The organism is Halorubrum sp. ARQ200, assembly GCF_005435115.1.
Lineage (GTDB): Archaea > Halobacteriota > Halobacteria > Halobacteriales > Haloferacaceae > Halorubrum > Halorubrum tropicale.
Genome location: NZ_SGTZ01000003.1, coordinates 141334 through 167405, shown reverse-complemented (window position 1 = coordinate 167405; position 26072 = coordinate 141334). Strand labels below are relative to the sequence as shown.

General features: G+C 57.1%; 29 protein-coding genes and 1 pseudogene. 8 read left to right on the top strand and 22 right to left on the bottom strand.

What is annotated here, in order from left to right:
• Positions 1-116: 116 nt before the first annotated feature.
• A complete protein-coding gene (locus EXE50_RS17660) occupies positions 117-530 on the top strand; it encodes a hypothetical protein (RefSeq protein ID WP_241982636.1) in 414 nt (137 codons plus the stop codon).
• Positions 531-576: 46 nt separating this feature from the next.
• Here the strand turns inward: EXE50_RS17660 and EXE50_RS06275 are convergent, their stop codons facing one another.
• The 6 genes from EXE50_RS06275 to EXE50_RS06250 all read right to left on the bottom strand — a co-directional run bounded on the left by EXE50_RS06275 (position 577) and on the right by EXE50_RS06250 (position 4026).
• Positions 577-876, bottom strand: coding sequence for a sugar phosphate nucleotidyltransferase (locus EXE50_RS06275; protein WP_137704626.1), 300 nt, complete (start codon positions 874-876; stop codon positions 577-579).
• Positions 877-1006: 130 nt separating this feature from the next.
• A complete protein-coding gene (locus EXE50_RS06270) occupies positions 1007-1402 on the bottom strand; it encodes a hypothetical protein (RefSeq protein ID WP_240471171.1) in 396 nt (131 codons plus the stop codon).
• 71 nt (positions 1403-1473) lie between these two features.
• The gene (locus EXE50_RS06265) at positions 1474-2034 is read right to left on the bottom strand and encodes a hypothetical protein (protein WP_053772534.1); all 561 of its coding nucleotides are present in this window, start codon (positions 2032-2034) and stop codon (positions 1474-1476) included.
• Positions 2035-2115: 81 nt separating this feature from the next.
• Positions 2116-2619, bottom strand: coding sequence for a hypothetical protein (locus tag EXE50_RS06260; RefSeq protein ID WP_137704625.1), 504 nt, complete (start codon positions 2617-2619; stop codon positions 2116-2118).
• A gap of 5 nt (positions 2620-2624) precedes the next feature.
• On the bottom strand, positions 2625-3182 hold the full coding sequence (locus EXE50_RS06255; RefSeq protein WP_137704624.1) for a hypothetical protein: 558 nt from the start codon (positions 3180-3182) through the stop codon (positions 2625-2627).
• Between the two features lie 136 nt (positions 3183-3318).
• Positions 3319-4026 carry a sugar phosphate nucleotidyltransferase gene (locus EXE50_RS06250; protein WP_137704623.1) on the bottom strand — a complete coding sequence of 236 codons (708 nt, stop codon included), beginning with the start codon at positions 4024-4026 and terminating at the stop codon, positions 3319-3321.
• A 238-nt stretch (positions 4027-4264) separates the two neighbouring features.
• On the opposite strand from EXE50_RS06250, the gene EXE50_RS06245 reads away from it, so the two are divergent.
• Entirely contained in the window at positions 4265-4972 is a 708-nt protein-coding gene (locus tag EXE50_RS06245; RefSeq protein ID WP_137704622.1) for a helix-turn-helix domain-containing protein, read from the top strand.
• Positions 4973-5071: 99 nt separating this feature from the next.
• On the opposite strand, the gene EXE50_RS06240 is transcribed toward EXE50_RS06245, so the two are convergent.
• Entirely contained in the window at positions 5072-6352 is a 1281-nt protein-coding gene (locus tag EXE50_RS06240) for an RNA-guided endonuclease TnpB family protein (protein WP_137704621.1), read from the bottom strand.
• Between the two features lie 83 nt (positions 6353-6435).
• On the opposite strand from EXE50_RS06240, the gene EXE50_RS06235 reads away from it, so the two are divergent.
• Positions 6436-6894, top strand: a complete 459-nt coding sequence (locus EXE50_RS06235) for a hypothetical protein (RefSeq protein WP_240471170.1) — start codon at positions 6436-6438, stop codon at positions 6892-6894.
• 68 nt (positions 6895-6962) lie between these two features.
• Here EXE50_RS06235 and EXE50_RS06230 read toward each other — a convergent pair whose 3' ends face one another.
• Entirely contained in the window at positions 6963-7403 is a 441-nt protein-coding gene (locus tag EXE50_RS06230; protein WP_053772528.1) for a type II toxin-antitoxin system VapC family toxin, read from the bottom strand.
• Positions 7400-7675, bottom strand: coding sequence for a hypothetical protein (locus EXE50_RS06225; protein ID WP_053772527.1), 276 nt, complete (start codon positions 7673-7675; stop codon positions 7400-7402). The genes EXE50_RS06230 and EXE50_RS06225 overlap by 4 nt, the downstream gene beginning before the upstream one ends.
• A gap of 342 nt (positions 7676-8017) precedes the next feature.
• Between EXE50_RS06225 and EXE50_RS06220 the strand changes: the two genes are divergently transcribed.
• From EXE50_RS06220 to EXE50_RS06205, 4 genes are all read left to right on the top strand, one after another.
• Complete coding sequence (locus EXE50_RS06220) at positions 8018-10402, top strand: hypothetical protein (protein ID WP_137704620.1); 2385 nt, start codon at positions 8018-8020, stop codon at positions 10400-10402.
• Positions 10399-12393 carry a hypothetical protein gene (locus EXE50_RS06215; RefSeq protein ID WP_137704619.1) on the top strand — a complete coding sequence of 665 codons (1995 nt, stop codon included), beginning with the start codon at positions 10399-10401 and terminating at the stop codon, positions 12391-12393. The genes EXE50_RS06220 and EXE50_RS06215 overlap by 4 nt, the downstream gene beginning before the upstream one ends.
• A gap of 1155 nt (positions 12394-13548) precedes the next feature.
• A complete protein-coding gene (locus EXE50_RS06210; protein ID WP_053772525.1) occupies positions 13549-13920 on the top strand; it encodes a helix-turn-helix domain-containing protein in 372 nt (123 codons plus the stop codon).
• Entirely contained in the window at positions 13917-14270 is a 354-nt protein-coding gene (locus EXE50_RS06205) for a hypothetical protein (protein ID WP_053772524.1), read from the top strand. The genes EXE50_RS06210 and EXE50_RS06205 overlap by 4 nt, the downstream gene beginning before the upstream one ends.
• A gap of 198 nt (positions 14271-14468) precedes the next feature.
• On the opposite strand, the gene EXE50_RS06200 is transcribed toward EXE50_RS06205, so the two are convergent.
• The 11 genes and pseudogenes from EXE50_RS06200 to EXE50_RS06135 all read right to left on the bottom strand — a co-directional run.
• A complete protein-coding gene (locus tag EXE50_RS06200; protein ID WP_137704618.1) occupies positions 14469-15113 on the bottom strand; it encodes a glycosyltransferase family 2 protein in 645 nt (214 codons plus the stop codon).
• Between the two features lie 603 nt (positions 15114-15716).
• The gene (locus tag EXE50_RS17125) at positions 15717-15968 is read right to left on the bottom strand and encodes a hypothetical protein (RefSeq protein ID WP_053772523.1); all 252 of its coding nucleotides are present in this window, start codon (positions 15966-15968) and stop codon (positions 15717-15719) included.
• Between the two features lie 46 nt (positions 15969-16014).
• Positions 16015-16341 carry a DUF5615 family PIN-like protein gene (locus tag EXE50_RS06190; RefSeq protein ID WP_053772522.1) on the bottom strand — a complete coding sequence of 109 codons (327 nt, stop codon included), beginning with the start codon at positions 16339-16341 and terminating at the stop codon, positions 16015-16017.
• Positions 16338-16568 (bottom strand): DUF433 domain-containing protein, encoded by a 231-nt coding sequence (locus EXE50_RS06185; RefSeq protein WP_014556651.1) that lies wholly within the window; start codon positions 16566-16568, stop codon positions 16338-16340. Before EXE50_RS06185 ends, EXE50_RS06190 begins: the two co-directional genes overlap by 4 nt.
• 228 nt (positions 16569-16796) lie before the next feature.
• Complete coding sequence (locus EXE50_RS17360) at positions 16797-16976, bottom strand: hypothetical protein (protein ID WP_053772521.1); 180 nt, start codon at positions 16974-16976, stop codon at positions 16797-16799.
• Between the two features lie 176 nt (positions 16977-17152).
• Positions 17153-17401 carry a UPF0175 family protein gene (locus tag EXE50_RS06170; RefSeq protein ID WP_137704617.1) on the bottom strand — a complete coding sequence of 83 codons (249 nt, stop codon included), beginning with the start codon at positions 17399-17401 and terminating at the stop codon, positions 17153-17155.
• A gap of 783 nt (positions 17402-18184) precedes the next feature.
• Positions 18185-18664 (bottom strand): hypothetical protein, encoded by a 480-nt coding sequence (locus EXE50_RS06155; RefSeq protein ID WP_053772565.1) that lies wholly within the window; start codon positions 18662-18664, stop codon positions 18185-18187.
• A 57-nt stretch (positions 18665-18721) separates the two neighbouring features.
• Positions 18722-18973 (bottom strand): hypothetical protein, encoded by a 252-nt coding sequence (locus tag EXE50_RS06150; RefSeq protein WP_240471169.1) that lies wholly within the window; start codon positions 18971-18973, stop codon positions 18722-18724.
• Between the two features lie 65 nt (positions 18974-19038).
• A complete protein-coding gene (locus tag EXE50_RS06145; protein WP_077152321.1) occupies positions 19039-19947 on the bottom strand; it encodes an NAD-dependent epimerase/dehydratase family protein in 909 nt (302 codons plus the stop codon).
• Positions 19948-20075: 128 nt separating this feature from the next.
• Positions 20076-21530: a sugar transferase gene (locus EXE50_RS06140; protein ID WP_137704616.1), complete on the bottom strand. Its 1455-nt coding sequence runs from the start codon at positions 21528-21530 to the stop codon at positions 20076-20078.
• Positions 21531-21669: 139 nt separating this feature from the next.
• Positions 21670-21852, bottom strand: a pseudogene (locus EXE50_RS06135) (IS5/IS1182 family transposase); the annotation flags it as partial.
• 327 nt (positions 21853-22179) lie between these two features.
• Here EXE50_RS06135 and EXE50_RS06130 point away from each other — a divergent pair.
• Positions 22180-22410, top strand: coding sequence for a hypothetical protein (locus EXE50_RS06130; protein ID WP_053772517.1), 231 nt, complete (start codon positions 22180-22182; stop codon positions 22408-22410).
• 428 nt (positions 22411-22838) lie between these two features.
• On the opposite strand, the gene EXE50_RS06120 is transcribed toward EXE50_RS06130, so the two are convergent.
• Complete coding sequence (locus EXE50_RS06120) at positions 22839-24368, bottom strand: hypothetical protein (RefSeq protein ID WP_137704615.1); 1530 nt, start codon at positions 24366-24368, stop codon at positions 22839-22841.
• A 210-nt stretch (positions 24369-24578) separates the two neighbouring features.
• A complete protein-coding gene (locus EXE50_RS06115; protein WP_137704614.1) occupies positions 24579-25874 on the bottom strand; it encodes an RNA-guided endonuclease TnpB family protein in 1296 nt (431 codons plus the stop codon).
• Positions 25875-26072: the final 198 nt, after the last annotated feature.

Sequence of the window (26072 nt, the reverse complement as noted above, 5' to 3'; positions counted from 1 at the left end):
CTCATCGAGAACACTCGACACGGTGGGGTGGGAGATCTGACTGGCTACTCCAACGAGGAAAGCACTCGACACGGTGGGGTGTCGAGCGCTCGGCCCACCGACTCGCTGCTTACTTCATGTTCAGAGTCGGCGGCGAGGCGGTGAAGGAGCGCAGCGACGACGGCGTTGACGACTCGAACATCGTCGAGGCCCAGGATCTCGTCCAGCACGGTCGGTTACGCAACCGGATTTGCGACCAGATCCAGCACGCCCAACTGCTGCTCGAAACGTTCGCGTACATCGAAGAACGAGGCGCGACGCTGGCCCGTTCGAAGACGATCAAGACGCGGTACGAGCGCGCGGCGGACTCACACACCGTGAAACTCGGAAGCTTCCGGCATACCCCGATGCGGCGACTACGCTCGCAGATACGCGTCGAGACCTCCTGCTCGAACGCGAGCGCCACCCGTCTCGAACAGTTGACGCAGTGGGGTGTGATGAGAGACCTGTGGTTGGTCGTCTCCGAGAACACTCGACACGGTGGGGTGTAGGGGTCGACTACTGCCCAGTGAAAAAAGCACTCGACATGGTGGAGTATCAGGAACCCGTCCCGCTCTCCTCACGCACCAACTCGCTCGCCCGCTCCACGTCCTCCGATGTGTTCACGTTCACTCGCTCGCCGAGCCGCACAGTCTCGACCTTGTAGCCCGCCCGCATCAACAACCCCACGGCCTCGCTCAGCTGGTACTCGCCCTCGGCCGACAGCCGGAGCAGCGCACACGCGTGAAAGACATCCGCCGGCAGGACGTACCACCCGGTCGCCACGAACGTCGATGACGGTTCTGCCGGCTTCTCGACGATCCTCGTCACGCCTCCCGTCTCGTCCGCCCGGATCACGCCCAGGGCTCCCGATCTGCTGTCGGTTCACGATCGCTTTCGGGACGTACGTGACGAGTCTCGGGCCGACTTCCTCCTCGATCGACGGGCGGAGCAGGCTGAGTGTCTCGGAGTTACGCCCCGAGGGAGTTCACGCGGAGTGACCCGCGTCGCCGTGGAGCGTCTCGACGCGTTCGGTGACGTGGTCGAGAACCGTGAACAACACGTCGAGGTGGTGGGAGCCGAGCGGTGACGGTTCCGCGTCGCCAGCGTCCGGGGGTGGATGAACGTGTGCTCTGGGTGCGTCTGTCTTCGGATGGCGATCCCACCGACACTGGTAGCGAGCCGTGCCACGCGTCTCGACGTAGTGAACGTAGTAGTCGTTCGTCACGAACCAGTGGATATCGATCCGTGCGGCGTCGACCGCGTCGGGATACGCACTCGAATCGAGTGATATCGCGAGCGAGCGCGGCGAGATCGCGTCGGGTTCGAACGTCCACGACTCGACGAGCGGATGTGTCGCCGCCCGCCGGCCGAGCGTTCGCATCGTCGTCCGATCGAGTCGACCACCGGCGGGTCCGTCATCGGGAGATGTATCGTCCGACATGTCCTTCCGGGTCACGCGGACGCGCCGAGGTCGCCACCGTCACGTTGCCGGTCGGCCGCCCGCGAGACAGCCCGCTGGAGCAGTTCGATATCGTGCCGGACCGTTCGCCACCGAGACAGCGATTCGAGTCGATCGTGGACCGCTGCGTGCTCCCCGTCCTCGATCCGAGCGATGTCGACGGAATCGGGGGAGGGAACACTGAACGACCGCTGGAAGTCAGCGTCCTCTTCGAGGAGCTGATCCAGGTGCTCCCGGAGCTCCGCATGGGTGTGTTCGTCGGCCAGCCGTTCGACGCGCTTCCACTGAAAATACGACTCGTTGCGTCGATACTCCGCCGGACGGCCCTCACGGTGGTCGACGACTCCCATCTCGGCCAGTTGGGTGAGCGCGTCTCGCGCCCCGTCAGTGGAGCAGTCTGCACGATCGGCAATACCGCTCGCTCCCGTATACTCCGTGACCCCGGTTATGACGTCGTACACCCGCTGAAACGTGGTTCGGTCGCGTTTCCACTGTTGTCGCGTCTCCTCACGCCCGTCCGACGACGCCGGGTCCCACGTAGAGTCCCCTGACATACTCTGGAAGACGACCTAAACAGATATATACCTTCGGAAGCAGAAATATACTTTCTCAGAGCGAGACCGCGTGAGAGCGACCTACTCACCGGTCACGTCTGGGATCGCAGGTCGACCGTCGGTCCACGTGAGCGCATCGACGACGTCCACGAGCTGGGCAATTCGGTGGTCGAACACGTTCCGTGGATGCCGGTCGAGAAACACCGCCTCCGTTCGGTGGATGGTGTCACCACGGTAATCAAGCTGAAAGCGACACTCGCCGAGGTTCATATGCGTGTCATCCTGGTGCCATCCCAACATGAGCTCCCGGTCGGAGTCGACCCATTGGATCCGATAGAAGTCGTACGCGAACTCGGTCGGAAAGTCAAACGACACGTGGAGTTGGACCGTGCTGGCGGGATACGACGCGTCGAGAAATCGCTCCGGATGAATCGTCGCTCGAACCTCGAGTTTGTTCGCCTTCGAAGGATAATACCGGACGTGTTCAGCCGGTGCGTCCGTACCGGTCTGTGTCTGTAGCTGGGTGTGGATCCGCGTGAGAAGCGTCCGCTTGTCGAGGTTGACACGATCTGCAAGAAAGATCATCGCGACTACTGTGAGAGCGGATTTGAGGCGTTCGCTGAGTCTCCCTGTCCGGTATAAAGTTCACGAGCGTCGTCGTAGAGTTCGAGCGCGTGCCTGAGCAGCCGTTTGTTGTCCTCGGTGTGTTCCCAGCGACGGAGTATCCGATTTCGCTCCCGGATCTCGTCGCTCGAAAGCGCGTCGTCGGTGAGCGTCGCTTCGAGTTCGTCGCGTGACTCGACGTCGAACGCCGTCTTCCAGTCGTCGATCTGTGCTTGGAGGGTCACGATCTCCTCGCGGAGTTCCTCGCGGGTGTGGTCGTTGATTAACTCGGTGAGTTCGGTGAAATACCGCTGCTGGTAGTTCGGCGCGTACCTGGGACTCCCGTCGTCCCCGTCGACGATCTGTACCTGCCCGAACCCGGCGAGCATCTCTAGTTCGTCTTTGGCTGTCTGCCACGAGGACACCTGCGCCTCGTCGCGAACCCAGTCGACGGACCGCGGCTGCGTGAGGGTCGTGGCGATCGCTCTGACCCGCTCACGGGCGGTCTGCCCGTCACTCCATGACGCGAGGCCTCGTTCAGTCATATCTAGTCGTAGGGAGTGTTATCTATTATTTCTTTGGACGGCTCTCAGATATGCGAGAACATGCTCACGACGAACGGACGAACTGAGTGGTTCCGCCTCGGCTCCCGAACGGGGATATCCTCCGAACTCCCGAGGTTCACCACGCCCCGCGCAGTAACTCGCTCACCCGCTCCACGTCCTCCGATGTGTTCACATTCACGCGCTCCCCGAGCCGCACGGTCTCGACCTCGTACCCAGCCCGCACCAACAACCCCACGGCCTCGCTCAACTGGTACTCACCCTCGGCTGACGGCCGAAGGAGCGCACACGCATGGAAGACGTCCTCGGGCAACACGTAACACCCGGTCGTGACGAGCGTCGACGACGGCTCAGCCGGCTTCTCAACGACCCCAGTCACGCGCCCCCGCTCGTCCGTCTCGATCACGCCGGTCATCGCCGCGACCTCCACCGACACCTCCTCGACCGCGAGCGCGGCGTCCGCCTCCTCAACAGCTGTAACCGCGGGCGCAACGCTCCCCCCGAAGACGTTGTCGCCGTTCACGAGCAGGAACGTCCCGTCGACGTGTGGTTCCGCCTGAAGCACGGCGTGCCCGGGCCCCAACCGCTCGCGCTGGTGGACGTACATAATAGGAACGCCCTCGAAGGTGTCGCCGAACTGGTCGACGATCCAGCCCGCCTCGTACCCGACGATTACGATCAGCTCGTCGGCCCCAGCCTCGACTGCCGTCTCAAAGACGTGCACGAGGAGCGGCCGCCCCGCCACGTCGACGAACCGCTTCGGTCGCTCTGCTGTCAGCTCGCCGAGTTGACTCCCTCGGCCTGCGGCGAGGATGACCGCGTCCATACGCAAGACGCCACACGCCAGTCACCTAACCGCATCAACGGGACTATCCGATCCAGAAGCCACGTTGGCGGGCTTCGATCTCCGAACGCACCGTCGAGAGGATGTCACGCCAGTCAGTCGGGTGTGTCGTATCGTCGCCGGAAATTGGGGCCTCTGGTCCCGCATGGACGTGGTCACGGGCGTTGTGACAGTTGTTTGCGGCGATAGTCTGAAGTACACAGACTTCGGACTAACGAGTATGACCGCTGATCACAACCGTGTTCGTCTGGATGGTGGGATCGACGCGTTGGACCCGCCACCGAGAGACGTGATGGACGAAGAGGCGCTCAAGCCAGAGACGCTGGCCCAGAACGCTCCGCGACTCGAGACGGTCGTTCAACTGCTCAACCACCCAGCACTGACCCGTGTCTACGTCTACGTCTGTTACTGGGGGCCGGTTGCCCCGCCGGAGATCATGGAGGCACTCGATATCTCGAAATCGACGACCTACGAGTACGTCGATCGGCTGGTCGACCTCGGCCTCGTCGACCGTGATGACTCGACGCGCCCCCAGCAACTGACTGCCGATCCGATCGTCATCGTCGAGCAGTACGCCCCGATCGTCATCACGCCGACCGTCCTCCACGCCCTCGCACTGCAAGAGGTCGACGAGGACGTCGCATACTTCATCGACCGCTACGGTATCGGGAAGCTCATCGCAGCTTTGCGGGGTGCTGGACTCCATTTCGCGGGCAAGACAACTCAGCGGATGGTCGCCGCTGATATCGACGTTCGCGAAACGGAAGCAATGATGATCATCTACGCACTCAAACCGGCACTGGCCGTTGGCCGAGACCACGATCCGTTCTTTGAGTATCTGTTCCCGGATGTGGATGATGAAATGGATCTCCCCGAGCTTGATGATGTATCTGATGCCCCGACCCGTTCGTCGGATCTCGATAGGTGAGTCGGTCAAATGGGTTCCGACACACCATTCTCTGTTGACATCCTCCCCGCGCTGAAGCGCGAGGATTCCCACGGCACCGCTGGGTTGGGATATTGTGGTTTACGACGTTGCCTGTTCTTGAGGGGCAAACGCACCAGTTTCCTTGTCAAACAGGAACGTCGATGGCTGTGCCAACCAGCCGTTACTCCTATCACCGCCATCCGTGGCGGGACTTGGAGATACTTTCTGTCGGATATTCTCTGCCCCGTTCACATCCGCGTTCGCTACCGTCCCACACTCATCGCACACATACAATCCACGTTCAACTCGGTTCGCGTCACGCTTGCGACCACAGCAAGAACACGACTTCGACGTGTCCTCCTCGGAGACTTCCTCGATGGTGATACCTTCCATCTCCGCCTTGTATTCGAGAAGGTCTGTGAAACGGTCAAACGCCCACGAGTGTAAGTCGAGGTTGCCGTGTTTGCCCCAGTTTTTCGACTCGTCAGAGTCATCCTCTTCGCGGATTCCCGAGAGATCTCCCACTACGATCGTTCCAACGCCTTCCTCAACACACCGTTCAACAATGTATTTCGAAAGCGTATGGAAATAGTGAGTGCGACGAGCCGACTTCTTCTGGTTCAGCCGGGTGGCCTGCTCAGAGTTCGAGTCGTCACACCGGGCAATCCGCTTGCTGAAGTAGTAGTCGTCCTGCTTCAGACAGTTCAGCGGATACAGCTCGCTGTGGCCGTCTTCATAGGCAAGCGCGGCAAAGTTGTTGATCCCGAGATCAACGCCCACCGCCTTCTCACCGGGGGCTTCAGCCACCTCTACTTCAACCTTACAGACGAAGTGCAGTTCCCATTTCTCACCTGTCCAAACTGCCCGAACCTGTTGGACGTTCTCGACAGTCGAGAGATCGATGCCGGGGCGAGTCTGGTACTTACACAGGATGAAGTCCGACCAATACTCCTTGAGGTTCGACCCCTTTGAGAGTCGAACGCGGTTGTACTGGGTGTCGAGTTTGAAGCCAGCGGCTTTGAACGTGACTGTGGAACGCGGGTGTTCGTCGCCGTGTTTACGGTAGCCGGGCGGGTTCGCTCGTGTGTCTCCGTTACGTCGTTTGCCGTACCAGCCGTTAAACGCCTCGGCGAGTTCTTGAAGGACTCGCTGACTTGACTGCGAATGCAGGTCAGCATAGCGTTCGTGGGTTTTGAGGTACGTGGTGAGTTCGTTGTGGTTCGGGATGTGATCGATTTCGTCCCAGATCCGGCCACATGTCCACCGTCCGACGTTCCAGAGTTTCGAGGCGGCGAACCCGAGCGAATCAAGGTCGTCTTGCACCCGCGGCTGGTTCCGTATGGAAGCAGTATAGGTGCGGGTAACGACCTGTTTCGCCATATGTAACCTATGTAGATCTACTTACTTGAAGGTGTGTATTTGCTCAGCGTGGAATATCCAGCCGTACCATCGAACGGTGGAGTGTGAAGTGTAGTGTCGGATTCATCCCCGCGCTAAAGCGCGAGGCTTTCTCCTCGATTCTCCGTAAACTCCCTAGGCGCGTGATCGGTGAACTTGGAGGACCAGAAACGGACCGCGTCCGAACGGCGCTCGACGAGGGGTGGGCAACGATTATTGATGCTCCCTCACCGACGGATGGCGACGCTGTCGCCGCGAGTGATATCGCCAAACGAACTATTGCGAACGAAACCGATCAGCCCGAACACGAGGTCGAAAAAACGGATGCGATTCTCGCCGGGTTGGCGATCCAGCACGTCAGAGACCGTTCAACGGCGGGTGTTATCGTCCTCACAGACGATAAGCCTGCCAAGAAGGGTATCGAGAACGCCGTCCGGGCGCAAGGATACACGGACACGATCGCGGTTCACAGATTAGAAGACATCATCGGTGACGATTCGGGCGACTCGATGCGGCTGATCTAGGTCAGGGGGTGTCCACTATGCGGAAATTCCTCCGCTGCTTAAGCACCCGCGACCACAACTATCCGGTTTCACTGAAACGTGAGTGTGTCCGGAACGAGTCGGGAAACGATCCCGTCGAAGTCGTCGTCGAAACTCAACACCCCGTCTATCTCGTGATATTCGACCATCGCGACGGTCATCGCGTCGGTGAAACTGAGTTCGTGGTCGGCGTACGTCTGGTGGACGGACACGGCACGATCGAAGAGCGTCGGAGATGAGTGGAGTAGTTCGATGGCCGAGGGGTATCCCGCACCGCGAATGCGCCGTCCCACCTCAAGCCCGGCGTCGATGTCCCCTGTCCGCCGCTGCGTCAGCGTGACTGTTTCGTCGTAGACGTAGTCGCTCGTCATCACGTGACCGTATTCTGCGGACGAAAGGACGGTGTTCAACGCCTCAGTACCCTCCGTGTGTCGGCTAGCGTCGGCGTCGTGATGCGCGTAGAAGACGCCGGTGTCGACGAAGACGCTCATCCGTAGAGGATGTCGTCGATGTCGTCTTCCGTCGTTTCCACACCGGAGGCGATCGTCCCTTGGTTGAACTCCTCGAGTTCCGTTTCGTTCAGGGCTGTTGTTCCGTCTCGGAACGAATCGACGAACTCCGCGCGGGAGTCGACTGCCGATTGAATGAGAGTGGAGAGAATTTCCTGCTGAGTGACCTTCTTCCCCGTTTTGAGCCGGATCTCTGCCTGGAGTTCTTCGAGCTTTGATTTCGCGTCTTCATCCATCTTGACCGCTGTTGACATACAGTTGAGTTGTGACTACAACACAGTTAATGTTCCTACCAAAATCAGCGATGCTTGTTCTGACTGAACCAGACCGCTTTCTCTGTGGGCTCAACTTCGAGTTGTCACCGATACATCCCTCAGCATCTCTACCCTTATCACCCAACCACCACCCTGTTTCTCACCCCCGATATTTTGAGAGCAACAATTAATTCACATTCTTCATTCGACACAAACACACCAATCGCACCGACTTCGCTGACTACCCAACACAGACTCACTGTGAACTACACACGACAACACCCACACTCCACATCTCGAACCGCCGCCCTGAGCAACGACGCCCTCCTGTGTCCCCGCTAAATGGCCGCCACCCCAGAATCCCCACAAACTGACGACGACCGCGCTGAAAACGACCAGGAAGACTCTTCTACCCCAGACACCCTGCCAGACGAGAAGTTCAGGCCCAGCACACGCGCTCGGTTCGAACCACCTAAAGACAAGCCCCAACGACGCTCGGCCTTTCGGATTCGACTCCCCATCATCGAAGACGAATTCGAAACCCTTCCGGACTACATCCGCGGGTGTATCACCCAAGTCATCGAAAAAGTCCGGAAGGAAACCGCCGGTGGAATCAATCAGTTCGAAGTACTCCAGTACCCTGGTCCGGTTGGCTTAGAACTCATCTTGAGCATCGAGCCAAAACGGAATGACGCCCGAAGTACCAACCAGAGCACGGTCGGCGACTTTGTCGACAGGACCCATGAGGCGGGCGCCAACAAACTCACCAAAGCGATTCAAAAATACGTTCCTGAGGAATGTACCGTTGAACGTGGGTCTCTCGATCTGTCTCCACTCGGTACCACCCCAGTCAACGTGTCTCGGCTTCATCTCCGTAAAGATCACGTGGTCAATCCCGTTGGCACGAGCGGTGTCGACGTGCTCGCGACGACGTTTAACACACTACGTGAGCACTCAGTAGCATTCGTCTATCAAACACTTCTTAAACCGAAACAAGATGGCCAGTACACTGCCGCCGTTCGACTTGCGACGTATCCACCTCAGTTCGTCTTTACCGGTCGAGAGGGCTTCGTTGAGATCGCTGAACGCGGCCACCCATTTGATCTGGCGACGACGTTCGGCGCGTACAACCTCACCTCCAACTTCCGGGGACTCACTGACCGGTACTGGGAAACCGAGTACACCGAGAAGATCAACGGTGAATCGTTCGGCAGCGCAAGTTACACTGACGAAATGGTAACATCGCGCAAATCAAGATCGCAGGCACGGCGTGAAGCGGACCAAGTGAAAGAGATCGTGCTTGGCAAAGCCGATTACTGGCATATGCTGTCTGCGAACGCAACGTGGGACACACTGCTCAAAAAAGAACTCAACCGCTATGCTCGATTCGATATTACGGGACCGTTCGTAGCACAACTCACTGGCCTGGTTCGATTACGCTGGAAGACCAACCCGTGGGGGGTCGTTCCAGGGCGTGAACCGCCCAAATTCTACACAGAAGAGATACTCAACACATACGGCTCAACGGCGCCAAACTATGGCGACAATGATGAGCTCATGCACGTCCCCGACGAGACGCTCGCAAACACCGGCAGCATTGAACACCACGGACACGTCCAGTCGATTATTGACATCTTCACCGAAGGCGGCGATGAGATTTACGAAATCACCCAGAACAGCAAGTCGCTGCCGGATATCGAACTCCACACAGAGACCGGTGAGATTAGTACGATCCCGCTGACTGTCGACGCCTCATACGTCTCTGTTGAGGCCGAACTCCACAACAAAACAAAAGCGACGACCACACTCGTCAACGCTGACCGCGCCTACGCCATGGGCCGGCACGTTATCTTCGTGTATGATTCATTCAAAAGCGCACGACTAGGATATACCCATCTCAGTCAGCCGTACAACGACAACCTCTCCGACCGAGATGATGGCGGTGTTCGGCTGTACAACCGCACAAAGCCAGTGCGGTGTCCCGACGACCGCATTCCGGTGGTGAAAGGCAGTACCACAACCACCTGGGAGCTGTTTGGTCGCGACCGGATTGTCGCTCGCGTCAACGGCGAGCGTATCGCAGGCGGCACACCCGGCGGCGATGTCGGTGAGTTCTCGTGGGACACCCATTTCTATCAGGAGGTCGACGGCGTTCACCGCGTTGAGGATGCAGACGGAGCGGTCATTGAGACGTACAACGAACAAGAGACGTTCACCGCAGAATGGACAAAGATTCCACTCCCACACATTCCAATCTGTGGGAACTACCTTCATTTCGCAACGGTTGCGTACCGCACCGGAGAAGGTGGCATTGACGTCTACTCTGATCCCCCGGACTGGGATACGCCTGACAGCGCCGGCAAAATGAAGCGACACCGTGGCTGTCTCGAAAGGTTCACGGATCAACTCATCTGTGAACGCGATGACGCGCGCATCTCGTCGGGAGCACTCCAAACGTGGGCGCAACACTACTACACCGCCGCCTCAGCCCACGACACGCCACCGGGATCGATCATCGTCCAAGCACTCCCCGAGGAAATCAAAGACGCAAAGAAAGGCGGCACCAACAACCGCAATCCGCACTACCCAGGATACGACTGGGTCATCCCTCCGGAGATCGACACGCCGCATCGCCCGGGCGTTGAAGAAGGACTCACCGACCTTACTGAAACGCTCACAGAGACGTCGGTGGCCGACGTCGAGATTGACACCGACGAGGCGGAATGAAACATATTACAACGGGGAGCCATCCCGCTTCGCCGTGGACTGCTGTTGAGTTCGTCACCACCAGCAAGTCACCAACTGACTACCATGACACGCCCGTCTCACGACTCCTCGCGCGGGTGATCTATCGGGCGCTTTTCGACGAGGGGTTCACCGCGGTCACGTTGCTCGCGGTGTCTGGACACCACCGTGAGCGGTACCTGCTTCGGTCGCGATCGACCACACACTCCAGAAAGCGTACCGAGAAACTTGCCAGTATTGCCAACGACCAACTCCCACTTGAGGTCGGCATCACGATGGTCGAAGTTGATCCAGCACCGCTCGGTGTCACCCCTGTGCCCGTCCACCGACTGCTCACAACACGCGATCACCCAGTCACGCGCGCGCAGATATCGACGCCAACCCCATTCGAACAACTCCTCAAGATTGCGACCAGTATGCGCCCACATGCGATCCAACTCATCGTCAGTCGATTCAAGGGTGAGTCCGTTGAAGTGAGCCTCCGCGTCGCAGATTTCTCACCTACGGTGGTTACCCACACGGCTGCCGGTGATGCCCACTATCACCAGCATGCGCCCGATATAGCTGCCCCCTTTGAGGCATTCAATCTCACGACAAACCGTGCGTTCATCTTCGATCACGGCTGGCAACAGCACACAGAAACCCGCTTGTCTGGGCCACCCGTTCCGATGGTGACACGCGAACACGGCGCGGTTGTGAAGGTCCCAACACTTGCGTCTGCTCGCGACCTCTCACTGACCCCAACAGAGTATACCGCGTTGTTCTCTGATGACCCACCTGCGGCCCCACTCACACCGACGTACGCCCAACATAGGGTGCTTCCATGGGTTCGCCTCGATGTCGAACTCTTGCCAGCGTTCTGTGGACTGCGAGCCCACACGTACCATGTCTCGCCGTGGAAACACTTTGGTCGCGCACCACCACGAATCACCCCGCAGTACACATTGCGAGAGCCAAAGCCACCGGCAGCCTCGCCGCCGCCATCGGATCCCAGTCCGACTGCTGGGGAACTCGAGATTGAATCGTCGTTCGGTCAAACCGCCCTCAAGTGGGCCCGCGAACAGGGCGCGAACGTCACCGACGACTACGCTAGTCCGTTCGAGGAGTTCACGGCGGCGTACCCAAACCAGACACACCACTGTGTCATCCTGACGGACCCAGCGTTCATCCGTGGCGACTTGGTTGCGGTCGCCACAGACATCCATCAGTCATCCACAATTGATCGGCTCACCGTGTTCACAGACACAACTGACGTTGCGTCTCGGGCACGGAACTGTCTCCAACGCCCGTTCATCCGGACCGACGACGGGAAGACGCGACTGTACACCAAATCGATGCGACTACCGAAGACGCTTGACGCGCCAGTCCATCGACTCCCAGCAACGAGCGAGTGGATACTCACGCCCACAGGCGACTTGGAATACCATCAGGGCGGGACAGTCAGTGCCCGCGCAAGCCCTGATGACACCTTCGAGACGATCACGGCCGGGTTCCCGCAGGTCTCTCATCGTGATGGGCTCTTCACTGTCACAAAGCCGTCCGATGGCGCCCAGCGAATCTACAAAACGAATGAATCGTGTTTCGAAGAGTTCGAGTTTGTCTACCCGCCAGCTGTGCCATCGTGGCTTGTAGACGGGCTTGCGTTCGCTACGGTTCTTTTACACGACGGCGACACCGTCTCTGAATACCAGCCTAACGCCGAGTGGGATGCTCCCCGGCTCACGACTCGCGATCGGGTGGCCGCGACCGAATTTTTTGCGACGTACACCGTTGCAGATCCCGATCGCTCGCTCACCTACGCTGATGTCGAAACTGCGTTTATCTCATGGCTTCGTCACCAAACCGAGGAGCCAATCGACGGTAATTTTTCTGTGAGTCTGAAGTCTGCGTTCCCTGGAACACTCCCAAGCAAGCACAGCGACGACCTCCAAAAACGGACGTGGCGGTACCCATCTGAACCCGCACAAGGATAGTGTGATTTTCCTGTGCTGAGAGTGGCCCGTCTTTGCGACGGGTAGTGTACCTTCTACGTGGCGGGTGGTGGACCATCCATGCGACGGGGAGTGTGACTTCTACGTAGCGGGGATGTGGCTTCTACGTGGCGGGTAGTGTAGTTTCCACGTGGCGATGGTGTGGCCTCTGCGTGGCGGGTGGTGTGACTTCCACGTGGTGAGTGGTGGAACATCCATGCGACGGGTAGCGTCTCCTCCACGCGGCAGATGGTGTGACCTCCACGTGGCGAGTAGTGTCTCCTCCACGCGGCAGATGGTGTGACCACCACGTGGCGGATGGTATGACTTCCACGTGGTGAGTGGTGGAACATCCATGCGACGGGTAGTGGACCTTCCACGTGGCGGGTGGTGTAGCCCCTCCATGATGGATAGTGTCTCCTCCACAACCCAGAGGCGTTGCCGCCGATATGTCTGATTAGTTGTATACATTTGGTCGTCTCCGATCGGCGCTCAACGAGTCGATTGGTGTGTTTGTTGTCTCAGACGTCGCCGCTCTCGAGCGAATTTTGTGAATGAGCGGGTCAGATGAGTGGGCCAGATCGTGAATGAGGGGTATCAGGGGGCTAATGAGGGGGCTAATCACAAGACGTCGCGGCCATGATGGGGCCACGAGTCCGACTGATAATAGTAATAATAACCCTCCCACTGACGGGAGTTGAGAGACCAGCGGAACCACCTTCGGGGCGGAGCCATGGTGAGTAGATCCACTTTCTGCTGTGAACAGGCTATCCTCACCTGCTCGCAAAATATGTCAGAATTCTTTTTATCTGTACCTAACAGCGTCCGTGAACCGCTACCGAGTCTTCTACTGACCTCTGATTATTAGTTTTGAGCTAACCCGGTGTCTGATTACTTCTCCACCGGCCTGACTGAACACCAGTATCCACTCCAATCCACCGCCAAAGTTGACTTGGAGACGTTGGTGTATCTCTGTTGAGCAGACCGGCACACACAGGCGAAACACTTCGGTGATATATGGTTCAACTGTATACCCGCATCTTAACGCGTGGGATGAAGTCAATTCTACTCGCTGACAGTGTTGTATCATTGTCTTCGAAGGCTTCAATGCTTTCAGTCTTAACACTCTTCACAGTGGGTGGCGTATCTTAGTCTAAGATGTCCATCGACCGAGACACCTTCGAGAACACGAGCGAGGATGAACTCGAAGACCTTTCTGTCCCGGATCAGGTTCTCGGGTTTCTCGCTGCCCACGACGATCGTGCGTTCAAAGCGCAGGAAATCGCCTCCCAGATCGGCATTGACGAAGGCGCTGTCAGCACTGCGCTCTCGCGGCTGAAGGATCGGGATTTGGTCGACCACAAGGCAACGTACTGGGCCGTAACTGACGACAACGATCGACTAGGCGGGTATAGCGGCTACGAACGGGCGACCGCTCTGTTCAATGAGCAACTCGGTGACGAAGACAAGAAGTCGTGGCGCGAACACGCCCCCGACAAGCCACATCCAAGTGTGGAAAGCGAGCAGTGACCGACGAGAACGCAACCCCGATTTTTGAGCGGGGCGACGTAGTCTACGGTGATGACCCGTTCAAAGACGAAGATGATGCCCGACCGTGGCTCATTCTTGCCAATCACGAAACCCGTCCGTTCCACGGCGAGCAGTATATCGCGCTGACGTTGACGACGAAATCCTGGATGGACGGGCTGATCGAAATTCCCGAGGAGAGTTGGCTGCGTGGTGGGACACCCGACGAGAGTCGAATCGTTCCGTGGGGCGTCCAATCGATCGACATCAAGGATATCGACTTCTGGCAGGGCCGGGTGGAGAGCGACCGTGTCGACGAAGCGGTTGCCGCCCTCGTCGGAGAGCTACAGTAGCCGACCGATCGGGAACCGGGTGGGAGCCAACTACCAACGACGGAGTCTGTTCACAGAGGGGATCACTCCGTCCACGCCGCGATCGAACCAGCGCCTGGCGAGGAGAAACCGTATGCGAGTCCCCAGTGGATGAGGTGGTTGAGAGAGACACAGTGACCATCGGAAGTCTCGAATCTGATCCTCGGTAATGGGATTTTCCTAGAGATCAAACTCCTGATCAGGCGCTTTGTGAGATAACAGGTACCGAAGCACGTGAAAGAACTGGGCCCCATGCTTCCAGGCAATCCCGCGCGGCTTCTGGACGGAGCGCGTTTCAACTGGGACCTCGCCGATTCGTGCGCCGCGTGCTGCGGCTTCCAACACGAAGGTGCCACACGTACATGCGGTGTCGAGTGCAAGTTCCACGGCCAGCGATCGGCGAAGCGCCCTGAGGCCAGTGCCCGAATCGTGGACGTCAAGCCGAAGTTGGGTCAACTTGTTCAACAGTCGTTCTGACGGTCGGGGGATTGTCGAGCGCGCGCCCAACACGAGATCCAATTTGTCGGCGGCGATCGGCTGGACGAGTTTCTTGATGTCAGCCGGTCGGTGTTCTCCATCGGCATCGAAGGTGACGATGATGTCGGTGCTGGCTTCGCGAAACCCTCGCTTTAACGCAGCAATGTACCCCTTATTGTGTGGCTGTTCGACGACAGTTGCGCCTGCGGATCGAGCCTCCGAGACAGTGGCATCTGTGGAGCCATCATCAACCACCAACACTGAGTGCTCATCAGGGAGTTCTGCAACCGTTGTGCCAATCCGGCCTGCCTCGTTGTACGCTGGGACGACAACCGTGGTCGCTGACATAGGTGCTACTCAACGCTCGGTGTACCCAGCACTTTGTCTGTCCGGTGAGTTGCGAACCATGGGAACGGTAGCAGTGACCAGTCGTGACGCTCAGTAGAACTCTCAGTGGCTAGTATGCTGATCTGTCCACCGGGGTTGTGGGGAGACGCGCCTCCGTGCTGGGAGGTGTCGATACGGTACTCACACCTGTCGTGAGTTGGTTCTTATTATTACTATTATCAGTCGTATCTGAACCCGGTAACGGTCCTACGTCATGCGATTTTCAGCAATATCCCACTCATCTAAGTTCTATATACGTTACAACCCACTAATTGACCCCCTAATCGGATATTCTGTGTAAAAACCCCTCAAAACGACTCAATTCGTGGGTTCTTGGGCGATCTGCTGGCTGGCCTGTGAACTACTGTGCTGACGCCGTGGGGTATGACAAAAAACCATCAAAAACGTGCATGAGGAGGGGTTGCCCCGCCACGTCGACGAGCCCCTTCAGTCGGTCGTCGGTGAACCCACCGAGTTGCGGCCTTCGCACGGTGATTCTCCCTATCAACTAAATAATTCGGCGACACTAGAATTATGGAAGTTGTAAGGCTAAAACCCCGCCCTTCACCTCGATTCTCCGTAAGCGACATTCAGGACCTTCCCCTTCCGATCACACGCGCAGCCCTCTAGGAAGGAGTTCGGCTGGTCGGTGACGAACGAGCGATCGCCGCCTACCGCGAACGGATAGATGCCGAATACGAGCGAACTGCCGCCGATCGGAAACGGGACCGGCGCGAGTTCATCGATCGGCTCGCGAAAGGAGACGTCTAGCTGGTGGACGAGGCGGTCGTCGCGAAGAAACCGGAGCAGGCACACGAGTACACGACCGATCCCACACCGATCCGGTCCTTCGAGATGGACGTCACAGATACTGGACCGGTGGAGCGTCTTCCGAACGGTTCTGTAGGTGCTCGTCGACGACTTTCACAACGTCACCGATCCGCCGTCCGGCCTGTCGGACGTATATCATTCCGCTGTGTTCCATCTCTTCCCCTTCGACGAGTGAGAGAAAATCGTCGTCGAAGGTCAGCAGAATCCAGTCGTGTTCGACCGCGTACCGGAGCTGTTCTCGGTCGGACTCTCCCACCGTTCCTTCGTCTCTCGCGGTGTGAACGCTCCACCCGCGACGACTGAGACCATCGGCGACGGGGATCCAGATACTCTCGTCACAGTACAGCGGCCGCGTCATGCGGAGGCGGGCTCCGAAGACGAGGTCCGAAAGTCGTCGATGTGGTCGTAGTAGTACGCGAGTGCTCGATGGACGTCGCCGAGGCTGAGATCGGGGTACAGTTGTGTGATCTCGTCAGGGCTGTACCCGCTGTGTTCGTACGCTGAAGCGATGTCCTCGACGCGAATTCCCGTTCCCTCGATCGTCGGTGCGCCGTCACTGTGTTCGCGATCCCGAACGACTCCCATACCACGGAATGGCCGAGCAGCGACTTGAAACACGTGGTCCGGCCGATCGTGGCGTATCTCATGCCGGCCTTCCGTCGAGAGAGATCCGTGGGAACGACCGTTCTCACTCCCCACGCACCAACTCCGCCGCCCGCTCCACGTGCGCGGGCGTGTTGACGTTCACACGTCCACCGACACGAACCATCGCCACGTCGTACCCCGCACGCACCAACAACCCCACGGCCTCGCTCAGCTGGTACTCTCCCTTGGCCGACGTACGTCGTGACGCGTAGCGGTCGCCCGGCCTTCACGCTCGTCGATGAGTACTCGGTCCGCGTCGACGTCGACGGCGTACGCGATGGCCGCGGCCTCTCCGCGATCGAGTTCCCGCTCGAACTCGATTCGGAGGTCGGTTGGCTCCGCCGACACGACTCGAATCCCACCCTGATCGCGGAACGCTTCGATACGGTCACGGCCGTCAAAGCCGGCTGTGAGCTCGTTTCAGACCGCCGCCGGAACGACCACCTCACCGAACTGGGCGTCGATCAGGTGAAGCCGCTCGATGAGTGCCAGATTCAACAGTGGCGACGTGTTCGAGACGACCGTCATTCTCGCGCGTACTCGACGTCAAGCGCGAGATCCTCCTCGGTGTAGTGTCGCTCCGCCCCGCGTTCTCCGAGGAGCCGATGGAACTCCGCCTTCGAAAGACCGGCTAGCTCTCGTGCCTTTCCGAAGGACAAATACTCCTCCCGGTACAGCGACACCGCGAGTTCCTGCCGGACGATCGGTTCGCGATCCTCTGGTGGTGCCGCGATTGCGTCCAACACGTCCGACGGGAGATCGATGCTGCTCATGTCGTTGGATCTGGCGTCGTGCTACTTAGTAACGCTGTTCGTCCACTCGCTTCAGTCACGACGTTTGTTTCCTTGACGCCGTCTCGAAGACGTGCGTGAAGAGAGGTCGCCCCGCGACGTCGACGAGTCCCTTCGGTCCGTCCGCCGTCAGCTCGTCGAGTCGACTGCTTGGCCCGGTAGCGGGATGACCGCGTCCATATCACGGCCAGTACACACACGAGTCACTCAATCCGTTGGTTCGGCTCCTCCGAGACATAGAGCGGTCCGCTATCCGGTTTCGATACGACCAGCTGCCCTTTTTGTCGATGCTAAAAGCGGCGTTACTCAGGCGAACATCTATCGGTCCGACGTGTATGCTGGAATCTTCGTTTCGAACAACCGCTGAAGCGCAGTCCACAGAATCTCTGTCGGAACAGATTTCGTGAATTCTGCGCGTATCCGATCGGATTCCCCCGTGTTCCGGTGTTCGTACTGAAAATGTACCGAACCTAGATCCGGATGATCCTCGTCGCGGTGCCACCCACAGTTGAAGCCCGTGTTCGGATCTGCGTAGTGGATTCGATAGGATTCCGTCGCTCGTCGAAACCGCCACTCCACTTCGAGCAGTGGGGACTCTGGACCAGTAGGGGGCTCAACCCGGTCGGGAGCGACACTCGCCCGAATGTATTCTTTCGAGATACTGTCCGGCGCAAAACCAACGGTCGTAACTTTGGGATGTCGATTTAAGACGTCACGAAGCCCGGTATAGACGGACGCGTCGATCGTTCCCGGCAACCCCATCGTTCAGACCGGAACCACGTCTCTATCGGTCGCCCAATCGTACTCTTTGAGCGCTGCCTTCACGACCGGCAACCGGTCAGCGAGGTGGTCCCACTCGCTGGCGATCGCACGCCGTCTCTCGGCCTCGTCAGGGGTATCGATCTCGGCGATACTCGCAAGGAGCTCGCTCGGCGACTCGACGTCGTACTCGGCTTCCCACTCTGCGATCCGCGCCCGCATCCTCTCCAGGGTGTCGGCGAGTTCTTCCCGGTCGTGCTCGCGCTGGAGGGTCGCGACTTCGCGATAGGTCGCCATCAGTTGATCGACGCAGTAGAGCGTCTGGTTCCCGCGGTCGGTCTTCTGTAAAACGTTATCCTCGACGAGCTGATCGAGGTACTTCTGGGCCGTCTTCGTCGTGGTTTCTGTCTCGTCGGCGACCCACGATGCGGTTCGAGGCGTTCGGAGCGTTCGCGCGGCCGCACGAATTCGCTCACCTCGCGTCATCGAGGGAGCGTTCGGATCGGCAGCGTCCGTTTCGTTCGACATAGAATCTCCTATGCCCTAAGGAAATATATATACAAGGGGTTGGAGATATTCAACACTCGTTTTTCTGTGTCCCACTCTCTCTCCGCGCACCAACTCGCTCGCCCGCTCGATATCCTCCGACGTGTTCACGTTCACCCGCTCACCCACCCGAACCGTCGCCACCTCGTAGCCCGCCCGCACCAACACCCCCACGGCCTCGCTCAGCTGGAACTCGCCATCGGCCGACGGCCGAAGGAGCGCACAGGCGTGAAAGACGTCTTCAGGCAACACGTAAACCTTACTGCTGGGTCAACCTCGCTGGCCGCCTTGCCTCTCTTCTGGGCAGCGATTCCTCAACAGAGGGATTCAATCTCAGACCCAAGCGATCGGCTGGGCTCGAACCCCAACTCAGCACGAGCTTTCTGTATTGATGGGCGACTTCGCTCGATATCTCCGTCACGAGCTGCGACGTGGGTGATACGCGAATCTGACTCAACTGTGTCAACGATCAGCTGTGCGAGAGCTTTGATGCTAATACTCTTCCCGGTACCGATATTGTACGCCTCTCCGGGTGTTCCGTTCACCGCGGCAAGGCAGTTTGCGGCAACGACGTCGTCGACGTGGACAAAGTCACGCGTCTGTTCGCCGTCTCCGTGAACGGTGATATCTTCTCCACGACGCGCTTGCCCGAGGAAGACATCGATAACACCACTGTACTGCCCACCGCGCTGGCGCGGTCCGTACGCATTGAAATACCGAAGCATAATCGTCTCTACGTCGTACAGCTCGTTGTAGAGCCGACAATACTCCTCAGCGGTGAGCTTTTCTAATCCATATGGAGACGCTGGTGCCTTCGGGTCCGTTTCTCGAATTGGCACCGAGTCTGGAGTTCCGTATACTGCCGCACTTGACGCGTAAATAAATCGGGCACCTTCCTTCCGAGCGCATTCAAGCAGCTGGAGCGTCGCATCCACGTTTACTTCGTGGCTGTCCACCGGCTCCTCGACGGATTGTTCAACGCTCACGTTTGCTGCTTCGTGAAAAATGAGGTCTGCTCCCGCGGCTGCCTCTTCCGCTGCCTCTGAATCTCGGATGTCGGCTTCAATGAGAGTCGCTTGGTCAGCAACCCACTCGCGACGGCCGCTCGAAAGATTATCGAGAACGGTGACGTCGTTGTCAGTAACCAGCGTCTCGACGAGGTGACTTCCGATAAAGCCGGCACCACCGGTCACAAGTATCGACTGACCTGTCGGTGTGTTCATAAGAGGTCTCTATAGCTCAACTGTAAGTGCTGTCGGTTTTTGATTTCTCTGCCAGTGATTGGTCGTTGCAAGCCACCACGATTTCCGAGGCTCCAGTAGGACATGACACAGGGCGGTAATCCAGTAGTCTACTTCGAGCTCTCTGTAACGAGACGCATAGTATCCGCGAGTACTTTCCAAATTTGCCGAATTACGATCTTCATATCGAAGCTGAATGACTGTCGTTTGATATACTGTAGATCGTATCGGATCTTCCGGCCCGGTTCCTTCCCCGTCACGTCGTTGATTTGTGCGAGGCCGGTGAGCCCGGGCTTTACGAACCACCGTTTCGGCCAGTCATCGACACCGTGTTGAATGTCGGCATCGATCTCAGGGCGCTCCGGCCGCGGCCCAACAACGCTCATTTTCCCCGATAACACTGCCCATAGCTGTGGAATCTCGTCGAGATGTGTTTGGCGGAGCACCCGCCCAACACGTGTCACTCGAGGGTCAACACCTCCTTCGTCCTCATCACTGATCTTCACGCCGGTCGCCGACTCAGCGTTTTCGACCATTGAGCGGAACTTGTACACGTCAAACGTTTCACCGAATACGGCTGTCCGCTCCTGCTCATAAAGTATTGATCCGCCGTCATCCAGTTTGATCGCGATGGCGATAGCGACAATCACCGGAGAAAGCACAAGCAGTCCGATCCCCGCAAACCCAACATCGAAAGCTCGCTTGACGAGATGATCTTGGATATCCCACGGCTCGATGTCAATATCAACGAGCACGCCCGGGTCGTCCTCTGCGAGCAGCACAGCGTCGGCAGCATTGCGGTGGGCCTTTGCGGCGACTCCGTGCTCATAGCAGGCGTCAAGCGTGCCAAAGAACTCAGCCCGGTCTGTCTCCCCAAACGCGAGGATCACGGTGTCAATGTCGTGGTTGACCAACACATCCTCAAGCCGAGAAAGGCCACCCAACTGATCAAGGCCAGTCTCTATCCGGTAGCCACCATCTGCGGCGGACATCATATCGGCGTCTGTTGCTCCGTGGTTCTCCCCCAAGTGACCTTGTGGCCGTGTTGGAAACAGATATCCAAGCAGCGCGAGATCTGTTTCACGCCCAGCCTCAGCGACACGCGAAATCTCGATAGGATCATCCCCAACAACAATCGCCCGCTCGCTGCGGGCCTCCGGGCGGCGCAGCCAGATGAACCACGCCGGCAGGATGACGAGTAGCATCGGCGTGATCAACACTAGTGTTAGCCGCGGCACCTTGTACGTGTAATCGAAGTAGCCGATCGTCGCTAAGGCGAACACGGCCACAAAGACACGCTTGTGCGCGAGCGCGATAATGTCGAGGATCCGCCGCGGGCGTGGCTTGTACAGGGGAATGAATGCGCCCGCCACCACCGCCACGGTCAGTACAACCTCAATGACGAACTCTGCGCCCGCCGGCGGGTCAACGGGTAGCCGCCCAACGACAGGGACCATTGACACGGCCGCTTGGACGGTGCCGTTGTTGACGAGCATCACAGCCACCGTGACTAGCGCGGCGACGCCCCCCACGCTCGCGATCCGATACTGCCAGCCGGTATCCATCGCTACAACGTGTCAGGCACATCCTAATAAGCGTCGCGTCTCACGGGCGGGTGCTGTTCACAGACGTTCGAGTTGGAAGCCCACGGTGCAGCCGAACCAGCGCGATTCCCCAGAACTCACCGAACCAGGACCACGCTTATACAGCGAAGCCGAGCGAGCGCTTGAAAGCTAAGCTCACGATTTCGGTCTTAGAGCGCTGAGTGTAGCGGTTATCGTCGATTCTGATGTTGTGTGCGTGGTCGTACGGTGCGAAGATGCGGTGCTTGATCAGCGGTCTGATCCCGAACTCACGCAGACTTTCACGAAGCGATTGCTTGTCATAGCGAGGGTGTCATAGAACTGTTATCATGGGGGGCACAAGAGAGTATTTGTCTAGTTGAGTTCGAAGAATAGCGTCGGAAACTGGAGCCACTATTGATACGAATCGCCCTACAGAGGGTATGTGAACTGTTCTATGACGCCCTCAGAGCGATTAATTTGGTGATTCAATTTATCTGACACGCCGATTGAGACGTAACAAACGTGACCAACAGCATAGATCCAACGATAGTGGTCTTGTGGTATCCAGACAATTAACATCTTCTACGAAAATAGGTTTTTAGGAAAGAAACAAATCTTTACTTTTTCTAAACCCGTATTCAGTAGTACGATGGTGGTTGAAACAGCGGAACTCCAATCGGAGCTGGAAGAAAAGGGTGAACTAATGCTCGCAGTTTCAGAGTTTGATGAACCGCTGGAGATGCATCTCCACGATTCAGAGATCGAAGACGGGGTCATCAAGATTCAGTTGACAGACGGCGTCCTCACATTCGATGTTGACGAGGTGGTCGCTGTATGGCATCATACGCACTCACTTGCTGACTTCGGACTTGAGGACTGACATCAGCGAATTAATTTCTTGAGCTCAGTCTACTCGTAGAGCGATCGAATTGCGGTTTCGTATTTCCAACCAGTATAGTGACGGTAAGGTTGTCATAGAACTGTTATCATAGGGGACACGAGAGAATATTTGTCTAGATGAGTTCGAAGAATAGCGTCAGAAATTGGAGCCACTCTTGATACAGGTCGCTATACAGAGGTATGTGAACTGTTCTATGACACCCTCTGTCGAGGCAAATCCGGAGACAATGGAGGGAAGCGAGTGTGTAGTCGGCGGATTCGCCGCCCCGGACGGTGGCGGCGGATTCGCCTCCATCACCAGTAACTCTTTGAGCAACCGGCACAACTTGCCCGTTGAAGTGGGAGATTTGCGCCATGAGCAACTCAAGTCTCCCGCTTCAACCCCTTTGATTTAGCGCGGGGAGGATGTCAAACCCAATGTCCAAGTAGGTAAGTCCCTCCCACAATAACGATTCCACCAAGAGCATCACGTGTGCGAATTGGGAGAAGCGTCGGAGACTCTGACCCAGTGTCCGATGGTGACCCGTCCCCGCTGGGACCATCTGTACCGCTAACGCTTTTGTTACCTGTGTCCTCACTGCGTGCGTTCTGTGTCGTCGTATTCGTTTCCGTAGAATTTGTTGAGTTTGTGGTAGTGGCAGACGCTGTGTCAGTGTCAGCGTCTGTGTCCTGTTGTGTATCTGGGACGTCTGGCGTGATTTTTGTTGTATACTCTCCAGTACGATACTTGACCAACACGTACACCAGTGTATTCTCAGGAGAGGCTTTGAGCTCTTGATCAATATTCACTTTATCAGTAAAGCCCCCTGCGTAATACGGTCGAACGAGGTCCATCCGTTCACCAGTGCGTGTGTCAACTGTCTCAACCGTAACCTGACCAATCTCTGCATCCGAAACTGTCCCGGTAACGCGGACTGTTTCTGTTTCTACATTAGTAGTCGCCTCTGTAACACTCACATCTGGCTCAGGATCATACCGAATTGAAAGCGTCCTATTCCGGATGTTCCCAGCAGCATCTTCTGCTGTGATTTGAAACTCGTTATCATCGTTATCATCGTATAAATCCACTGTCGTATCAAATTCATATTTCAGCATATCTGGGTTTGGCTTTGCGTTTCCACTCAGCAGCAGTACCTGTGACCCGTTATTGGAGGTCCGATTTATTTCAACGCGCGTGAGTTTAGTCTCATCTCGGACTATTCCACTAACGTGGGCGGTGTCAGTGTAGCTTTCATTTTCAGCTGTGAACTCAATCTGCGGGTCAGTTTCATCGTCAAGAATGATCGAGAACCGATCGGTGTTTGTGCGGCCTCGACTATCCGTGTACTTCGCTACAATCTCGTTCGTTCCGTTTGCGAGTAACAGTTCTTGCGAGAATGAATCCCCGGGATTCGAAATGCGATGGATTCTTCGGTCGACTTGAGAGCTATTTTCACCGGGTCCGTAGTCAGTGGTTCGTTCAATTCGAACCCGCTCAACATCTAACATCGTATGGAGATCACCAGCTAGTGTAACCTGTCCACTCGTCACGTTTACTGTGCTATTTGGCCCCCCTTTGATCGTTGTCGAGAACGGCGAGGTATATCGCACACGGGGCGCTGCGGTATGCTTTGTTACGGCGGTTTGTATCGTTGTTATCCCGTCCGTTTTCACAATTGTCTCAACAGTGTTCTCGTTAGGGTCTAACTCAAGTGTAAGAGAGCGGTCAAACTGGGTGGAGTTTGGCCGGTATGAACGGTAGATGTCACCATTAACACGAATTTCGAGTAGATCTATCGGAGTATTTGCCGTGACTGTAATGTTTGTCTCTGGGTCTTCAAAGACGACTAATTCAGCCCCACCCGTAGCGTCTTCGTTATCTATAGTCATGTTGACTGTTGTCTCCTCTGCCGTTACAGATCCAACCCCGGTATATACGAGTAGGAGTAGGAGACACATAGCACACAAAGCAGTTGCTAAGTGCCTGTAAGTAATCTCTCGGAGGCGTTGAGTGGTGTGTGAGGTCATGGTACACTAATAAACTCGTCTGTATACTATCGCTGGTATAGTAGAGTATAATAATACATCGTCAAGATTATCAAAATTGAGACAGCTGTGGGCCGCGACAGAGACGAGAGAAAACTGTCGTGACATCTTCCCACAGGTGAATTACCACGGGTCGGGTGACCCGTGGCTTCCTGTTTCTACGACGCGCTTTGCAGGCACGAGACGGAACGACAATTCGTCGTTCACGTCCGCACCCGAAGGGAGCGCAGTCTCCGCAGGCGTTGATTCGGCCTCTCCCAGACCTACTACCGCATCCACCTCGTAATCCACACCCAACTCGTCCATCCCAAGTTTCTGAACGTTGTACGAAGCGTTCTCGTCCCGATCAGCTTCGAACCCACAACCCGGACACGAGTGTTCACGAACCCAGAGTGCTTTGTCAGACTCAACGTCACACCGAGCGCACCGCTTTGTTGTTCCTTCTGGTGGAACCGTAACGACGTGACAACCGTTCTTATTCCCGTGACGCTCGAACGTCTTGATGGCCTCACTCCACGACATAGACGCGATGTTCCGCCCATTCGAATCCTGTTTAAGCATCTCGCGAACGTTGAGTTTCTCCAAAAACACGGCGTCGTACTGTGTCGTGTACGAGTGAGCAAGTTTCTCGATGAAGTCCTTGCGTTTGTTCGCCAACCGTTCGTAGGCTTCAGCGAGTTTGACTCGCGCTTTCTCCCAGTTGTTCGAGCCGTGTTGCTTGCGAGATAACGCTCGGTGACGTTTTTCGATTCGCTCACGGTCTTCTGACTCATCCAACGGCGTCACAGCGTTGCCGTCAGAATCGTGGACAAACTTGAGGATGCCAAGGTCGATACCTGCGGTATCTTCAACGCGGATGTCTTCGACAGCGGGTTTCTCGGGGTGTTCTGGGTCGTGGTCAACAACGACCGACACATACCACTTTCCTGATTTCTCTTCCTTGAGACGAACTTCTTTGATATTGCCGTCTTCGGGAAGTGGGCGATGGTAGTCCACATCTATCGTGCCAATTTTCGAGAGTTCCAAAGTGGCGTGTTCGGTTCGGCCCGTGTTACTATCCACGTCAAAGCCAGATTGGTTGAACACGATACTGCGGTACTCTCGTGGTGATTTCCACTTGAGTTTCCCAACGTTGTATCCCTTGGACTTGAGTGACTTGAGAACACTCAGGCTCGAAAAGATGCGTCGGACGGCCATCTGCAAGCACTTGGAGTTCACGTCACTCCACGTTGTCCACTGTCGTTTCCACGCAGGGAGTTTGTTCTGGAGTTGGGTGTACGTTGGCTTGTCGCCGTTTGGGGCAGAGTCGTATATTCTGAGTGCGTGGTTGTACACTTCCCGGCAGATGTTGATGTGTCTGCGAGCTTCGCTCGCCACGCTTTCTGTCGGGTACACTCGATACTTGAACGTCTGCTCCACTAACTAACACGTTGGGATGCGGGAGTTAATGATTCGGTTTAACTCGGGCGATTGTCGCATTCATCCACGGGTGCGGTGACCCGTGGAATTCTGCTCGTTACCGTTAAACCGCGCCGAGGAACCCACCGGTGGAGTCGAACCGCCGTCACGCGGGCGGGGCCCACGCCGCGACCGCAAGGGGTCGCGTGCTGTCGTAGG

Coding starts and splice junctions, on each gene's coding strand:
- EXE50_RS06255 (WP_137704624.1), bottom strand. CDS start 3,182: ATGACTGAACGAGGCCTCGCGTCATGGAGTGACGGGCAGACCGCCCGT.
- EXE50_RS17660 (WP_241982636.1), top strand. CDS start 117: ATGTTCAGAGTCGGCGGCGAGGCGGTGAAGGAGCGCAGCGACGACGGC.
- EXE50_RS06265 (WP_053772534.1), bottom strand. CDS start 2,034: ATGTCAGGGGACTCTACGTGGGACCCGGCGTCGTCGGACGGGCGTGAG.
- EXE50_RS06270 (WP_240471171.1), bottom strand. CDS start 1,402: ATGCGAACGCTCGGCCGGCGGGCGGCGACACATCCGCTCGTCGAGTCG.
- EXE50_RS06260 (WP_137704625.1), bottom strand. CDS start 2,619: ATGATCTTTCTTGCAGATCGTGTCAACCTCGACAAGCGGACGCTTCTC.
- EXE50_RS06190 (WP_053772522.1), bottom strand. CDS start 16,341: ATGACGCGGCCGCTGTACTGTGACGAGAGTATCTGGATCCCCGTCGCC.
- EXE50_RS06185 (WP_014556651.1), bottom strand. CDS start 16,568: ATGGGAGTCGTTCGGGATCGCGAACACAGTGACGGCGCACCGACGATC.
- EXE50_RS06240 (WP_137704621.1), bottom strand. CDS start 6,352: ATGGCGAAACAGGTCGTTACCCGCACCTATACTGCTTCCATACGGAAC.
- EXE50_RS06140 (WP_137704616.1), bottom strand. CDS start 21,530: ATGGATACCGGCTGGCAGTATCGGATCGCGAGCGTGGGGGGCGTCGCC.
- EXE50_RS06245 (WP_137704622.1), top strand. CDS start 4,265: ATGACCGCTGATCACAACCGTGTTCGTCTGGATGGTGGGATCGACGCG.
- EXE50_RS06230 (WP_053772528.1), bottom strand. CDS start 7,403: ATGAGCGTCTTCGTCGACACCGGCGTCTTCTACGCGCATCACGACGCC.
- EXE50_RS06220 (WP_137704620.1), top strand. CDS start 8,018: ATGGCCGCCACCCCAGAATCCCCACAAACTGACGACGACCGCGCTGAA.
- EXE50_RS06210 (WP_053772525.1), top strand. CDS start 13,549: ATGTCCATCGACCGAGACACCTTCGAGAACACGAGCGAGGATGAACTC.
- EXE50_RS06215 (WP_137704619.1), top strand. CDS start 10,399: ATGAAACATATTACAACGGGGAGCCATCCCGCTTCGCCGTGGACTGCT.
- EXE50_RS06225 (WP_053772527.1), bottom strand. CDS start 7,675: ATGTCAACAGCGGTCAAGATGGATGAAGACGCGAAATCAAAGCTCGAA.
- EXE50_RS06145 (WP_077152321.1), bottom strand. CDS start 19,947: ATGAACACACCGACAGGTCAGTCGATACTTGTGACCGGTGGTGCCGGC.
- EXE50_RS06170 (WP_137704617.1), bottom strand. CDS start 17,401: ATGAGCAGCATCGATCTCCCGTCGGACGTGTTGGACGCAATCGCGGCA.
- EXE50_RS06130 (WP_053772517.1), top strand. CDS start 22,180: ATGGTGGTTGAAACAGCGGAACTCCAATCGGAGCTGGAAGAAAAGGGT.
- EXE50_RS06155 (WP_053772565.1), bottom strand. CDS start 18,664: ATGACGCGAGGTGAGCGAATTCGTGCGGCCGCGCGAACGCTCCGAACG.
- EXE50_RS06250 (WP_137704623.1), bottom strand. CDS start 4,026: ATGGACGCGGTCATCCTCGCCGCAGGCCGAGGGAGTCAACTCGGCGAG.
- EXE50_RS06120 (WP_137704615.1), bottom strand. CDS start 24,368: ATGTGTCTCCTACTCCTACTCGTATATACCGGGGTTGGATCTGTAACG.
- EXE50_RS06200 (WP_137704618.1), bottom strand. CDS start 15,113: ATGTCAGCGACCACGGTTGTCGTCCCAGCGTACAACGAGGCAGGCCGG.